The sequence below is a fragment of the Paenibacillus sp. FSL R5-192 genome (genome assembly GCF_000517845.1).
In the GTDB taxonomy this organism is placed as follows: Bacteria; Bacillota; Bacilli; order Paenibacillales; family Paenibacillaceae; genus Paenibacillus; species Paenibacillus amylolyticus.
In genome coordinates this window covers 1-14,754 of record NZ_ASPR01000013.1, presented here as the reverse complement: position 1 = coordinate 14,754, position 14,754 = coordinate 1, and the positions used below count along the sequence as shown (strand labels likewise).

Here is a 14,754-nt window from a genome sequence, read left to right as displayed (position 1 = left end):
TCCGGCATGTGCTTGTCTTTTTCTTTGTTATGTTGACAGTGTGCAACTTAATTTCTTATTATAGAAGTAACTGTACAATCTACAGTGAAGGAGACTGAGCCCGTGATCGAAACGAATACGACAAGACGTAACGAATCACTGTTACAAGCGCTTACTGCACAGCATAATGCCATTACCAACAACATAGCCAATGCAGACACGCCTAACTACAAAAAGAAAACGGTAGAGTTTCAGGAAGAGTTGAGACGTATCGTTGAAAATGGCAAAACAGATCAGCTCGCCATGAAGCGGACTCATGACAAACACTTTCCTATCAGTGATCCCAATTCTTCGATCGTACAGTACCGAATTGTCGAGAACAACGAAACAGCCATGAACAATAACAACAATAACGTTGACATTGACAAGGAAATGGCGAATCTTTCGGAGAATCAGCTCATGTATAACTACATGGTTGATCGGGTCAGTGGACATTACAAAAAAATGAAGAATTTATTGAATGATCTGAAATAATGAATGTACAAGTAGCCCGAAACGGCTGCTTTTTTTTGTTGTTTTTCCCTGAGTGTAGCTCGTTTGGTGCCATTTTTCGGTATCCTCTCCTGTTCGTAGTATAATGGGGAGAAACGATTGATTTCATATCGAATAAAAGAGGTGCAACATGTCTCCACGTCATTTAAATGGTTTTCTAGGTTCCAAAGTCAGATTAGCGGCCCCATGCCCGGAAGATTGCATGCGTCTCTCCCGCTTCACAGATGATTATGAATATTTGCGTAACATGGATACCGATATCGCGATCCCGTTAACGCCGGATGAAACGGGTTCTTCGTCTGTCCGCCGCGACAACGGATTTGAATTTGCATTACGTACACTGGAGGGTAACCGATTCATTGGATTCACAGCCCTCTACCGAATTGAATGGAACAATCGGTCGGCTCGTCTGGCCATTGGTATCGGCGAAGAAAATGATCGAGGTAAAGGCTACGGAAGCGACGCTCTGGCTCTGATTCTTCGATATGGCTTCCACGAATTGAACCTAAACCGGATTGCGCTGGAAGTCATTGAATACAATGAAGCCGCGAGACGTGCGTACCTAAAAGCCGGATTCCGGGAAGAGGGTCGCCAGCGTTCAGCAGTTTTGCGGGATGGCATGCATTACGACCTGATCTCGATGAGTATCCTTGCCGAAGAATGGTCCGCACAGGCTGGGCTTCCCTTGTCATTCCAGTCTACTCGTACTCCTGAATCTGGGGATATGGTAGCGGGTGGTTTTTCACAACCTAATGGGAACGAACAAGCTGCGCTGTCAATGTCGGAATTAAGTTCTGTTCCAAAAGGTGAATCTGAAATTTCACCTCGCATCGGCGTAGGTGCGGTCATCCTCAATGAACGGGGCGAAGTGCTTCTCGCCTGGCGGAATCGTCAGCCCGAGCAGCACACCTGGAGTATTCCTGGCGGGAAAGTCGATCCCTATGAATCACTGGAAACTGCCGTCATCCGTGAAATCAAGGAGGAAGTGAATCTGGATATCGCCATTGACAGTCTGCTCTGCACGGCGGAGACGATCCAGCCACAACAGAAGGAACATTGGATATCCGTGCTCTATTCCACCAAGGTGATTGGCGGTCATGCTCGTAATCTGGAAGAAGGCGGAGCAATCGGTGAGATCGGTTGGTTCCCATTGAATGATCTGCCCTCTCCACTCGCTTGCTTTGCGGTACCTGGGCTGGAAGCTGTGAAGAAGCTGTATAATGAATCCCTGTAAATTCTAATATCTCATCAGATGGAGGTATTCCTTTATGAATCATGCAGAACAGATTAATCAATTATTTCAGGCTGCACAGGCGGGAGATGTGGACAACCTGCAATTATTGCTCGCTTCTCACCCGGAACTCACAAATATTGAAAATCAGGATGGGTTAACTCCGCTGGGATATGCCTCTCATTATGGACAAGCAGAAGCAGTTCGTCTCCTTCTGGAGCATGGAGCAGATGTTAACACCCTTTCTCATTCCAAGATTTCCTTTATCCCGTCCAATACTGCACTGCATGCCGCACTTGCCGGAGAACGTTCACCAGAAGTTATCCAACTTTTACTCGAACATGGGGCATCCACGAATATTCTGGACAGCGATGGACAATATGCGTTGCACTCGGCAGCATTTCATACGGATCAGATCGAACTTATCGAGATGTTACTTCAGCATGGAGCTGATCCAAACGCGCTAAACTCAGCAGGCCAGACCGCACTAGAGATTTCACTTGAAAGTGGTAACACGTCTACAGCTTCATGTCTGCGAGCAGCCGTTACAGCGCATCAGCAATAATGATTAGATAACGTGAGTAATACGCGAATAACTGTCAGGACTCTTTTTGGAGTACAAAGAGAAGGTCTGACGGTTATTTGTTGTTCGATTACATACCTCTATCGAGAGACTATATAAGTTGAGCTAAAGAATATTTACACTTGCCACTCCGATGACAGAACAACCCTCCGATCGCTGTTATCCCCAGATTTTTTTAATTCACTTTTACAAAGGTGAAAATCTGGCGATAAAGGCGAAGTGTATGCTTCCGAAGGAGCTTTCTTTCAGAAAGCTTTTAGCTCCGCTTCTTCACGTTATTTCAGTCCTCTACGTTCTCGTGTAAATATAGTTCAACTTATATAGAAATCGCGATACATCATATTTTTTCCAGGGAGTAAGAACCGTTTGATGCCTTACACGGTCTAATACTCAACATATCCATGAAAGGAGGAGCCATGTGACCCCTATTCAGCTCACCATCGCCGCACAAAAAGGGGATGCCGAGGCTTTTGCAGCCTTAATGGAATTACATCAGAGCCAACTGTACCGTATCGCCTATGCCTACCTGCATAACGAAGGTGATGCGCTCGAAGCGATTCAGGAATCAACGTTCAGGGCGTTCCGTAAACTCAAAAAATTAAAGGAACCATCCTACTTCGGCACTTGGCTCATCCGCATTCTGCTCAACTACTGTGCGGACGAACGCAAACGCAAAAGTCGGTTCAGTCCCGTCACCGAGATTCATGAATCCAGCAGCTGGGATCGTCCTGCGGACCCCGATCTTGCTGCGGCCGTATCCACCCTTGACCGGGATTGCAAACAGATTATTATCCTGAGTTATTTCGAAGGTTTCTCCTTAACTGAAGTTGCCGATATTCTCGAAATCCCGACCGGAACCGTAAAATCTCGATTACATCGGGCGCTCGGACAGCTCCGTGATCAACTTGAAACGAAGGGAGATGTATCCTCATGACGGATGAACAAAACTCATTCGACACATTGGAAGAACGTCTGAATGCTCGAAAGACGGAGTACGAAACCATGCCTGTGCCCGATTCCGCCGCCTATCAGGCTGTGCAGTCCGGAATCCGCCAGGCTGCCCGTAAGCGAAAGTCCCGGCTGCGCTGGTACATGAGTTCAATCTCGGCAGCGGCCTTCATCCTGCTGTTTACCGGATGTATCCGTGTCTCTCCCGCTTTTGCATCCTTCGTGGAGCAATTGCCCGGAATGGAGGGCATTGTGAGTATGATTCGCCAGGACAAAGGATTAATGATGGCCATCGATAAGTCCCTCTTACAGCAGGTCGGTGTCACCGACGAGCATGATGGTACTTCCTTGACCGTTGATGGCATTATCACAGACGAGTCACGTATGGTTATTTTTTACACGATGAAAGGCATGAAAGATCCCGAGAAATTCAACTATGATATTGATCTGCTCGATGAGAACGGTAAAGATCTTCCAGTTGCGTTTACTCACGCTTATCCAACACCTTCACCAGACGAGAATGTGAATGAGAATATGATAGACGTGATCTTCACGGATGGAACCTCTCCTCCTGAAGAGCTGAGCGTCGTGTTTAAGGCCAGAGATACAACGCGTGCAGAAAAGTGGAAAATAACGTTCCCGGTAGACAAGAATCTTACCAAAGGCATGAAAAAGGTCATTCCTGTGAATCAGACGTTAACAGTGGATGGACAGCGTATTAATGTGAAACAGGCTACTATGTATCCAACACGTCTTGTGCTTGATGTGAATTTTGATCCTAAAAATACCAAGAAGGTATTCGGCCTCAGCGATCTTCAACTGGTTGATGAGCAAGGCCGCGCGTGGAGAACAGATACCTCAACCGGTGAGGATGAACGGTCCATTTACTTCGAAAGCATGTACTTCTCCATACCGAAAAAGCTGACGTTACAGGGATCTGGCTTCTCCGGATTGGATAAAGATGAGTTGGCTCTTACCCTTGATCTGAAGTCACACCGGATTACAGGTGGACCACCTGGATTGAAGATGGTAGGCAGCAAGGTCGAAGGCAAAGATCTAATTATTGACTTCTCCGTTGCTGGCAGGATGGACGGTGGGTTCGTTCTAACTTTCAGGAAAGTTACAGACAGTACAGGGAAGTCATATGAAGTCCCTGGCGCCAGTTGGAGTAGTGGAGAGGGAACGGATGACAGTCATACGATTGTTTCTTCTACTATCAAAAATGGAGCCAAATTAAAAGGGGAAGTGAAAATGAACATCTCCACCTATCCGATGAAAGTAAAGTCTCCCTTCTCATTGGACATCCCTGTTAATCCTTAATTTTCTACCAGTAGGCTGTGATTATCGCAAATATTCTATATAATGGAAACATTCATTATTACGAGCAATGATGTTCATAGGGAAGGTGTGTTTAGATATGAATCAACGTTCCATCCGTTATCCGCAGCCACTCGCTCCGGGAAATACCATCGGTGTGGCAGCCCCCTCCAGCGGTGTAGGCGAATCCCTATACCATTATCTTGAGGAGAGCAAACGTAATATGGAGCGCCTTGGTTTTGACGTGCTGGAAAGCCCATCGCTCCGCCACAACACCAAATGTGTGAGTGCCTCCAAAGAGGAACGCGCCGAAGAGATGAATGAGTTTTTCCGCAATCCAAATATTCAAGCCATTATCCCTCCATGGGGCGGGGAATTTCTGATGGATATCCTCCCCCTGCTGGATTGGGAAGCTTTGAAAACATTACCGCCCAAATGGGTCATGGGATATTCGGATATAAGTACGTTCCTGTTCGCCTATACCCTGATCACCGGAACAGCATCAGCACATGGCACCAACTATGTTGATCTAAGATCAAACGCCCTCGATCCCGTGACTGCGCGCTGGATTGATGTGTTACAGACCAAATACGGCGGACAGATCACACAATCGTCTTCCACACATTATCAATCGGCATGGAAACCGGAATTGCCTGGATTTAACCTGGATACACCTTCGCAATGGAAACAGCTCGGCCACTCGGAAGATGCAGATACCGCTGTGTCGTTCTCCGGTCGGCTGATCGGTGGCTGTATGGATACAATCTCCAGTCTGATTGGCACGCCATATGCACCTGTTGCATCCTATCTGGAGCAATACTGTGCAGTCGAAGGTACCATCTGGTATCTGGAGAGCTGTGAGATGAATGCGGGGGATATCTACCGTCATCTGTGGCAGATGAAACAGGCTGGCTGGTTTGCAGGTGTGAAAGGTTTCATGATTGGACGACCTGCGGGTTATTCCGATACAGCCGATTTTAATTTTACCGATGCCCTATCCTCTGCACTTGGGGATCTGGATGTCCCTGTACTGTACGATGTGGATCTCGGCCATGTTCCGCCGCAGCTCACCTTTGTGAATGGAGCATTGGGCAAAGTCGCTTATGAAAATGGACGCGGGAGCCTTGAGATGGCGTTTGTGTAATCACCTTTTATAGGCAGATGCATACCTTGAAGTAAGAACTTATTTTGAGGAAGGGTTGTGCATCATGTCTGAATCTACATCCACGCCATCCACGCGTGTCGTGTATCAAGCCAATCAACCGATGCTTCAATCCGTGCAAAATGTGCGGAATATGCTTCATCATACAGCTCGGCAGCATATAGGCAAGAAGGTACAAGTCCAGAATATCGATGGGCAAGTGTGGGAAGGTGTCGTCATCAGTGCAGACCGGGGAATTTTGTATCTCCAGGTTACCCCGATGCATGGATATCCTGAACCGCGCGCTTTGTTTGGACCAACGATTTTGCCGCTTGTGCTGTATGAATTGTTGGTTATCACACTGTTGATGTAGTGGTATTGTACTTCTATATCCGAACCTGTTCCAAGAAGCTTCGCTCCTGAGATCTTCAAGTCTTGGGAACGAGGCTTTTTTATCGTCTTGGCGATGGTGCCGTATGATTCCTTGCGAGCGTGTGAAATATGATACAATGGTGTCGCACCACCCCATATCTCATATGAAACGGAGCTTGATCCGGTTGGAATACATACGTCATGATTCATCACCCGTATCACAAGCCGAGACGGGTATGATTGGCAGCAATCCTACTGAACAATCACGCGTGATTGCAATCTGTCTGCTCGCAGGCAAAATCATGCTACAAAGCGGTGGTGAAACCTACCGTGTGGAAGATACGATGAAACGTATGGCAGCTGCGCTGGGCTTACCCCATTCGCACAGTTACGTTGTTCCGACAGGCATCTTCTTCTCTGTTGATGCAACCGAACCTGCCAAGCTCATTCGTATCTCCGAGCGTACGACGGATCTGGACAAGGTGTCCGAGGTGAATGCGGTCTCCCGTCGCATCGGACAAGGTGAGCTATCCGCTCAGGAAGCCCATGATCTGTTGATACAGATCGAAGGAAAGCCCTCCTCCTATTCAACGGCTGTGCAGCTTACGGCCGCAGCGTTATCCAGTGGTTGTTTTACCATTATGTTTGGCGGGGGCTGGAGCGACTTTCTTCCGGCGTTAATCTGCGGGGGCATAGGTTATGCAGCCGTTATTGCCTTTCACAGGTTGGTGCGGGTCAAATTCTTTGCCGAGCTTACGGCATCCTTTGTCATTGGCTTACTCGCTTTTCTCCTGATCTATATGGGAGTAGGTCATGAACGGGACAAAATCATCATTGGTTCGGTTATGCCGCTGGTTCCGGGGCTGCTGATTACCAATGCTGTACGCGACCTGATGGCCGGACATCTCGTCTCCGGATTATCCAAGGGAGCCGAGGCATTTCTGACTGCTTTTGCTATAGGTACAGGCATTGCAGTTGTATTTTCACTTTTTATGTAAGACGGAGGAATGCAGGATATGCTCCATTTTATTGAACAAGCCTTGACCAGTTTTGTCGCCTCAGCCGCGTTTGGGATCATCTTCAACGCACCACGGCGCATGCTGCTCCACGGTGGATTTGTCGGCATGATCGGCTGGATTATCTATATCGTGCTTGAATATGCAGCGGATGCGGTTCCTGCTACACTTGCAGCGACCATAGCCGTAGGTGTCATCAGCCAGGTATTCTCTCGCATGTTTCGCGCACCCGTCATCATCTTCAGCGTTGCAGGCATCATTCCTCTCGTTCCTGGTGGACTGGCGTATAATGCGATGCGAAGTTTTGTGCAAAATGACTACAGTGCCGCTATGGAGATGGCCGCCAAGGCACTCATGTTATCCGGCGCTATTGCCGTAGGCCTTGTGTTATCCGAGGTATTAAACCAGATGATACGCCGAATTCCCGCCTCACTTCGGGCAAAATCATCATCGAAATGATTATTCTTTTCATAATATTCAACACGTGGAAGGCCCGTTAGGCATACAGGATGAAATCTTGTATACCTACGGGCCTTACGTGTCACTATCCTATAGAGCACTATAGTGCATAGTGCAGTGAGACAATCAAAGAAGTCTATTTACTTCACAAACGTATTTTTCACACGTACCGACCGTAGGAAATACGGGATAAAGATACAACATGTCAGAAGCGATCGGATTGTTAAATTAAATGCTGATGTTGGATCGAGCACATGTTGCTCTCTCGGAATCTCAATTCGTGCGATCAAGATCCATGTCACGACTCCAATGAATACATTTGCAATGTACAGAATAATCATCATGCACGGAAATTGCCTTTTTTTCTTATGCAGCAGTACGAGATTCACGATAACGAGCAATAGTAACATGACGCTGCTTATGACTCCGAACCAAAGGAGCGGGCGTATCCCTTCAGTATAAAGTTCCGAATCAACACCACGGACACCCTCCCATCTCACCGGATCCATAATGACATTTACCTGCGACATATCCGCAATAAGAAGCACCAGTGTGACCCACAGGCCAATCTGAATTAATATAAGCCATCCGCCTAATCCGGAGATGCCAGGCCGTTCCGGTCTGATACCACTTTTAGGCTGCAGCGAGCTTGTATCCAGTTCCGAGTCCCTATATTTATAGTTCATTTCAGCCTCCGTTTACGATAGATAAGACACATATTATACATTAGAAGCTATTTTCTGTGTTATCCAAGAGAAGGAAAGAACCATCTGGAATAAGGTCTCTCTCTTGCATTCTATTGGGTAGCACGTCTCATCACTGTTGCGAACAACTCCGCTGCAACACCACTTCCTGACCTCATATAATGTTCTTCATCCGTATGATCAAATCCCATCCAGACCGCCGCAGTCCAGCTGCTCGTATAGCCCACAAACCACAAATCCCGATTGGCCTCTCTTCCCACACCAGGTAATGCAGCCTGTGTTGTTCCCGTTTTCCCTGCTACCTTGTGCTGACCGAGTTGTGCCTGGCTTCCTGTTCCCTGACTGACTACATTTTGCAGCATTCTGGTCATGGCATTCGCCGTACTGGAGGACATTACCTGCTTATTTTCCGACTTATGAGCAAATATTGTCCGTCCTTGTGAATCTGTAATCTCGCGTATCAGATGGGCTGTATTCAATTTGCCATGATTCGCAAACACCGTATAGGCCTGCGCCATCTTCATTGGCGACACTCCCTGATGCACACCTCCCAAGGCAATTGAGAGGTTTAGATCTTCTTTCCCCAGTTCAATACCGAGTCGTGCCGCAAATTGATGTGCATCGTTCAGTCCTGTCTCATGAAGCAGCCATACGGCTGGGGCATTGATAGACTTTTGCAAGGCTTGGGACATGGCTATTGAACCACTGTAACGCCCACTGAGATTGGAAGGTTGATAGCTGCCATATTGCATGCGTTTATCCGGTAGTATGCTCTCTGGCTTGAACTTCCCCGACTCCAACGCAGGGCCATATGCAATAATCGGTTTAAAAGATGAACCTGGCTGCCTTGCATCCATAATCGCCCGGTTGATGCCCCCTTTTAAAGGATTACGTCCACCCATCATCGCTTTCACTTCACCGTTGTGCTGGTCGATAATAACCATACTTGCCTGGACCTGCTCGTCTTGGCGATCATCGGGGAATCGGGTAGCGTCTGCAAATGTTTCTTCCATCGCCAGTTGTGCCTGTTCGTCTAGCCCAGTTTGAATAACCCAACCTGCCGATTGAATCTCTGCTTCACTTTTACCTGTGAGCCGAGAAGCCTCCTGAATCACAGCATCCACGGCAGACACATATGCGGGCTCGCTCAAGCCCGGTGAAGTTGTTGCATTCAATACGGTTTCAGGCGGCGTGAAATCGACGTCACGGGCTTGGAGCATCTGCTTTCGTGTAATTAGTCCCTGTTCATGCATTAGTCCAAGGATAACGGCACGTCTTTGTTTGGAAAGCTCAGGATGATCTACTGGATTGTATATGGATGGACCTTTGGGCATTCCAGCTAATGTAGCAATCTGCCATAGTTTCAATTGGTGCATATCCTTAATTCCGAAATACCGCCAGGCTGCCGCTTTTACACCATACTGCTGGCGTCCCATGTAGATCTGATTCAGATACATTTCCAGAATTTCATCCTTGCTATACTTCTTCTCCAGGGCCATCGCAATCGATATCTCATTCACCTTTCGACTCAACGTTTTATCCCCATTCAAATACAGATTTCTTGCCAGTTGCTGCGTAATGGAGCTTCCTCCCTGACTCAGATTCATATGTAAGATGTCTTGCATAATGGCTCTGCCAAGTCCGATGAAATCCAGTCCATCATGGTTGTAGAAACGTCGATCTTCTGTAGCCAAAAAAGCCATCTTTAATAAATCTGGCATAGCGTTCAGTTCAGCATATTCGGAATACCCTTTGGTCTGCGTATGCAACCTCGAAATTTCGGTCCCCTCTGCATTCGTAATAATGGTTGAAGAGGCCACCTGCATGGCCTCTGGACGATTGCGAAGCATTCCTTCGCCATAAGTAATCAGATAGAGATAGAAAAGGGTCAATATCAAAACTACAACCACTGCGGCATCAAAAACGTAATACATCCATCGCTTGCTCACGTGTTTCAACATTCAGGCTCCTTGTGTACCCGTTCAATTGAAACTTCGTGTTCCTGTCTATCTCGTTGTGTAATCTCCAGAGCATGATGAAGCAGCAATGTCTGTTCATACGCCAACTTGACCCAATGCTGAACTTCCACCTCGTCCTGACACCGCCCTTGGATAATCTCATCCAGAGAAGATTGAATACCGTAGAGAGTAAGTTTTATCGGTAGGTCAACCTGTGTAGAAATAGTTTGAGTGTTCTCCTTGTCTTCTTCATTATGTTGCTGAAGGCCGGGTTGCTCATGCTGAATAAACGCTCCCTCTACCTCTCTTCTCTCATGTTTCGGTTCTGATCTGCTCAGCCCTTCCTCATGCAGGAGAAACGTAATTACATTCAGATTGGTAGCAATTTGTCGTAGTTCACCACCACTTAGAACATCAATTCTTCCAGGATTATGGCCCAATGCAAGTTCGGCTGTTCCGCGTGCAAGTTGACTGAGATCTTCCGCAATCTTCTGGGATCGAATCCAGAAAAGGATCGCAAACATGGCTCCTCCAATGAAGATAAAGAGCGGCTTTGTTCCGATATGATTGATTCCCCAGTTCATCATACGCGTTATCCATGCTGCATCTGGAAGGATGTGATTGTGGGCAAACCGTAGCATGTGATAAACGACAAAAAGGAGCGCTGCGCTCAGTAACGCGCTTGCTCCTCCAATGTATATGTATCTTAGTCTTACTGTACTAAATTGAGACTTCATATTCGGTATCCTCCTCTATACAATAATATGGTAATAGAGGTAGAATACCGAATATTTCTTAATGAGATAGTGGCTAACTTCTTACCAAATTCTTAATTTTTTTCCTCTGAGTAATTACTTGGCGAAGCAGCGGTTACAGGGAAACGGGTAACAAAATCCGTTCTGCCATTTTCACTGTAAGCAACGATACTTCCTCGATGTAATTCAATCATCGATTTGGCAATCGCCAGGCCGAGACCGGTACCTCCCGTATCGCGGGAACGGGATTTATCTACCCGATAGAATCGATCAAATAGATGTGGCAGATCTTGTGCCGGAATCGGATCACCATAATTACTGATGCGGACTACAGCCTCTTTACCTTCAATGGCCAGCCCAATCTCCATTCGTTTACCTTGCGAACCATACCGAATGGCATTGCTGAACAGATTCTCATATGCTCTTACAAGCTCCCCCGGAGCAGCCTGTATCCATAGTGGGTCTTGCCCGCCGATGATCTTGTAGGTCATGCCAGCATCCTCCAGCATGGGAGCAAACTCTTCAGCCAGCTGCATCAGAAACGAATTCAGGTTCAACGCTTGCAGAGATAACGGAAGGCTCCCGCCACTCACACGCGTATATTCGAACAAGTCATCAATTAACTTGCGAAGGGTCAAGGATTTCTCATAGGCAATGCTAACGTAATAGCGCATCTCAATCTCATCCTGGTAGCGATCCTTCTCGATGTACTCCAGAAATCCCAGAATAGAAGTGAGTGGTGTTCTCAGATCATGTGATATCCCCGTAATCAGATCGTTTTTGGCAGCAACTGCATTACGCTCTTCCTGAAGCGATAACTGCAATTGTTCAGCCATCTGATTAATGCTTGCAGCAACCACTCCGAATTCATCCGAGGTTTTCACTTCGATGCGATGGGATAACTCTCCTTTGGCAACCTCCTGAATCCCCGCCGTAATTTCATCCAGGACCCGCATCACCTTGCGTGAGAACAGGAAAAAAAACAGCACAAAACCAAGCACGCCTACCACAATCATCAAAGGCACCGAACCGATATTATTCACCAACCACCTGATCCCTTGGGCTGGAATGGAATAATCCGGATACGTCTGAGCTTCCAGGATGGTCTGCCCCACCTTACTACCCCCGTACAAAATAACTGCAGTTAATATACCGCTCAGCAGAAATGCATAGATAAATTTCCATCGGACTGTATTAATCAACTTTGAATTCATAGTAGGAACTCCCTGAATGTGTTCATGTTACACGACATCCTGTGAATGTACATGTTTATTGCGGTTTGATCATCTTATAACCAACACCCCATACGGTCTGAATAAACTTGGGGTGTTTGCTGTCGAGTTCAATCTTCTCACGAATCTTGCGAATATGTACCATGACTGTATTATTCGACTCCATGAATTCTTCTTTCCAGACTTGACGATAGATCTGTTCCATACTAAGTACTGAACCTTGGTGACGAGCTAGTAATTCAAGAACTGCAAATTCACGCGGAGTCAGACGAACCGGCTGCTCATCCACCCAAACTTCATGTGTATCGGTATTTATGACCAGATCATCAATAACCCACTCGTGCTCTTTGTTCTCCCGACCTTCATTAAAGGTATGATACCTGCGCAGCTGGGATTTCGCCCGTGCGACAAGTTCAAGCGGGTTAAACGGCTTGGTCACATAATCATCGGCACCGATGCTTAGCCCTGTGATTTTATCCATATCCATACTTTTGGCGGACAGCATAATAATCGGCATTTTCTGCTCTTCCCGAATTTTCATACAAGCTTCGATTCCGTCCATATTTGGCATCATGGCATCCAGAATAATGAGATCGATCGACTCTTTTTTCAATTGTTCCAGTGCTTCAAGCCCATCATTCGCGGTGAGAATCCGATAACCCTCGTTGCCAAAATAAATTTCCATCAGTTTAATAATCTCCTGCTCATCATCCACAAGCAGAATGGTTGCTGGCTGTGCCACGGCATTATTCCTTTCCCTTCCATAATTCCTTACCTGTTCAAAGTATACCACCGAGGGATGAAACTGCGAAAATCATCGTGATCTTCACGGACACGCTCGATCTTGGCCATCATCTCAAGCGTCTCTTCAGGCTTCACCTGCTGAATCCACACTACAGAAGACACCAGCGCCATAGCCGTATACAGTGAATACAATCTCCAGAATAACTCATCCGGTTCATTGCCATCGAAATAGCCTTGAATTTGACCTATGGAATATGGAATACTGATCTCTGAAGCAAACAAACCCAGCTTCAAAAATTCATGAATGGGATCACCTTGATCATAACGATTAAAATCAATCACTCCTACGAGTTTATCCTGCTTAACGACAAGATTGCTCGGGTGAAAGTCATCATGCTGAAATCCATCTGGACGATTTTTCATCCAACCGAGATGGTCTGCAATAAACGTTAGAATAACATGATCCTCTTTCATCACAATAGGGCACTGTTTATAGCGCTCCACGTAACGTTGATGCTTGGTGCTCTTGCGTATGTACCATGATTCGATCTGTTCCTCCATCGGCAACTGGTGAATCAGCTGTAGCTGCGCTCCTGCTTCCAAACCAACCGCCCACTGCTGCTGTTCATTCAGCTGAGGCAATCTCTCAGAAGCATCTTCGCCTTCAATGTAGCTAAGAATCATATATCCGTTCTTCTCATCCAATCTACCTGTGCCCAACGTTGCTGGACACAGTACACCTAATTGTTGCATGCTCTGCAAATATTGATATTCCCTTTGCTTCATCCATTCCTCAGCAATATCATACACCCTCACCAGCACATGGCCTTGACCAGGGACAAACATTTTGAATTTAGTATCTGCTGAATAACCCTTCATAACAGGTTCAATCCGCGTGGCCTGACCAAGTTCAGGAATCTGTTTTAACCTGTCAATCAACGTATTGTCCATCGATGCATTCCATGTATCGTGTTGTTCCACGTCCCTAATCCTCCGTTATTTCACGTATGGCGTGTAGTATCGTCGGTCTATTCCCACTTTAACCCATGATATTTCCTATAACATGCTTATATGTATTCTATCCGTTTCTATTTAAAAAGTACTGATTCGGGTTCTTTGCCCGTCAGGGTCAGCATCGTATACAATTGTCCTCTGTGATGATATACATGCCCCATAATCTCAAGTAACCACTCCAGCCGACTATAGGAAGCTCCCCAGTACGAATCCGTCACATGTAATAACTCTTCCGTGTTAAACTGCCTGTACCGTTGGTATAGATACATCTGGTTATCAATCAGAGCCTGCTTGATCTCACCGAGCGAATGCACCTGATTCTCTGCATAGAATTGAGCCATCTCTTCCTCCGATGCACCTTCGGAAATATAAACATCCGCTCGGCAGATCACAGACAGATGGGCTAGTAATTCTCCAACAGGTCGTTTACCTTCAATTGGAGTCAAAGCCAAGTCTTCTTCCGACAGCTGATCACATATATCGATTAAAGATGTTACAGCCACGTCAATATGTTTAAACGCAGATTGAATCAACAGTTACACTTCCTTTTTATCCCATTATACAGAACATATGATCGGTTATCAACCAAGATATCCCTCCTTAATATATACCCCAAATCTATATAAATTGAACAAAACATTTACACAAAACGGAGAAGACAGAAAGGACCTGAAGAAGCGGAGCTACAAGCTTTCTGCAGGAAAGCTACTTCGAAAGCATACACTTCGCCTACAAGCTTTCTGCAAGAA

At 46.4% G+C, this 14,754-nt stretch carries 16 protein-coding genes and 1 pseudogene; 10 read left to right on the top strand and 7 right to left on the bottom strand.

Annotated elements, in window-relative coordinates; genetic code table 11:
• Positions 1-102 precede the first annotated feature (102 nt).
• From flgB to C161_RS07645, 10 genes and pseudogenes are all read left to right on the top strand, one after another.
• Positions 103-513, top strand: a complete 411-nt coding sequence (flgB, locus tag C161_RS07690; protein WP_036610664.1) for a flagellar basal body rod protein FlgB — start codon at positions 103-105, stop codon at positions 511-513.
• Between the two features lie 148 nt (positions 514-661).
• Positions 662-1,150: pseudogene (locus C161_RS07685) on the top strand (GNAT family N-acetyltransferase); the annotation flags it as partial.
• Between the two features lie 159 nt (positions 1,151-1,309).
• The gene (locus tag C161_RS07680) at positions 1,310-1,765 is read left to right on the top strand and encodes an NUDIX domain-containing protein (protein WP_036669535.1); all 456 of its coding nucleotides are present in this window, start codon (positions 1,310-1,312) and stop codon (positions 1,763-1,765) included.
• Positions 1,766-1,799: 34 nt separating this feature from the next.
• Positions 1,800-2,327 (top strand): ankyrin repeat domain-containing protein, encoded by a 528-nt coding sequence (locus tag C161_RS07675; RefSeq protein WP_036669294.1) that lies wholly within the window; start codon positions 1,800-1,802, stop codon positions 2,325-2,327.
• A 436-nt stretch (positions 2,328-2,763) separates the two neighbouring features.
• Positions 2,764-3,279 carry a sigma-70 family RNA polymerase sigma factor gene (locus C161_RS07670; protein ID WP_036669291.1) on the top strand — a complete coding sequence of 172 codons (516 nt, stop codon included), beginning with the start codon at positions 2,764-2,766 and terminating at the stop codon, positions 3,277-3,279.
• Positions 3,276-4,613: a DUF4179 domain-containing protein gene (locus C161_RS07665; RefSeq protein WP_036669289.1), complete on the top strand. Its 1,338-nt coding sequence runs from the start codon at positions 3,276-3,278 to the stop codon at positions 4,611-4,613. Before C161_RS07670 ends, C161_RS07665 begins: the two co-directional genes overlap by 4 nt.
• Before the next feature lie 97 nt (positions 4,614-4,710).
• Positions 4,711-5,754 (top strand): S66 family peptidase, encoded by a 1,044-nt coding sequence (locus C161_RS07660; RefSeq protein WP_036669288.1) that lies wholly within the window; start codon positions 4,711-4,713, stop codon positions 5,752-5,754.
• A 64-nt stretch (positions 5,755-5,818) separates the two neighbouring features.
• Positions 5,819-6,124, top strand: coding sequence for a hypothetical protein (locus C161_RS07655; RefSeq protein ID WP_036669286.1), 306 nt, complete (start codon positions 5,819-5,821; stop codon positions 6,122-6,124).
• Positions 6,125-6,359: 235 nt separating this feature from the next.
• Complete coding sequence (locus C161_RS07650; protein WP_036669533.1) at positions 6,360-7,121, top strand: threonine/serine exporter family protein; 762 nt, start codon at positions 6,360-6,362, stop codon at positions 7,119-7,121.
• An 18-nt stretch (positions 7,122-7,139) separates the two neighbouring features.
• Complete coding sequence (locus C161_RS07645) at positions 7,140-7,598, top strand: threonine/serine exporter family protein (RefSeq protein ID WP_036610676.1); 459 nt, start codon at positions 7,140-7,142, stop codon at positions 7,596-7,598.
• A 140-nt stretch (positions 7,599-7,738) separates the two neighbouring features.
• Here C161_RS07645 and C161_RS31435 read toward each other — a convergent pair whose 3' ends face one another.
• The 7 genes from C161_RS31435 to C161_RS07610 form a co-directional block, all read right to left on the bottom strand.
• Positions 7,739-8,284: a DUF2569 domain-containing protein gene (locus C161_RS31435; protein ID WP_051449641.1), complete on the bottom strand. Its 546-nt coding sequence runs from the start codon at positions 8,282-8,284 to the stop codon at positions 7,739-7,741.
• A gap of 110 nt (positions 8,285-8,394) precedes the next feature.
• Positions 8,395-10,263, bottom strand: coding sequence for a transglycosylase domain-containing protein (locus C161_RS07635; RefSeq protein ID WP_036669284.1), 1,869 nt, complete (start codon positions 10,261-10,263; stop codon positions 8,395-8,397).
• Positions 10,257-10,997 (bottom strand): hypothetical protein, encoded by a 741-nt coding sequence (locus C161_RS07630; RefSeq protein ID WP_036669281.1) that lies wholly within the window; start codon positions 10,995-10,997, stop codon positions 10,257-10,259. The genes C161_RS07635 and C161_RS07630 overlap by 7 nt, the downstream gene beginning before the upstream one ends.
• A gap of 92 nt (positions 10,998-11,089) precedes the next feature.
• Positions 11,090-12,229 (bottom strand): sensor histidine kinase, encoded by a 1,140-nt coding sequence (locus tag C161_RS07625; RefSeq protein WP_036669279.1) that lies wholly within the window; start codon positions 12,227-12,229, stop codon positions 11,090-11,092.
• 55 nt (positions 12,230-12,284) lie between these two features.
• Positions 12,285-12,989, bottom strand: coding sequence for a response regulator transcription factor (locus tag C161_RS07620; protein WP_036669277.1), 705 nt, complete (start codon positions 12,987-12,989; stop codon positions 12,285-12,287).
• 29 nt (positions 12,990-13,018) lie between these two features.
• Entirely contained in the window at positions 13,019-13,972 is a 954-nt protein-coding gene (locus C161_RS07615) for an aminoglycoside phosphotransferase family protein (RefSeq protein ID WP_143781382.1), read from the bottom strand.
• A 107-nt stretch (positions 13,973-14,079) separates the two neighbouring features.
• Positions 14,080-14,538, bottom strand: a complete 459-nt coding sequence (locus C161_RS07610; RefSeq protein WP_051449640.1) for a DinB family protein — start codon at positions 14,536-14,538, stop codon at positions 14,080-14,082.
• Positions 14,539-14,754: the final 216 nt, after the last annotated feature.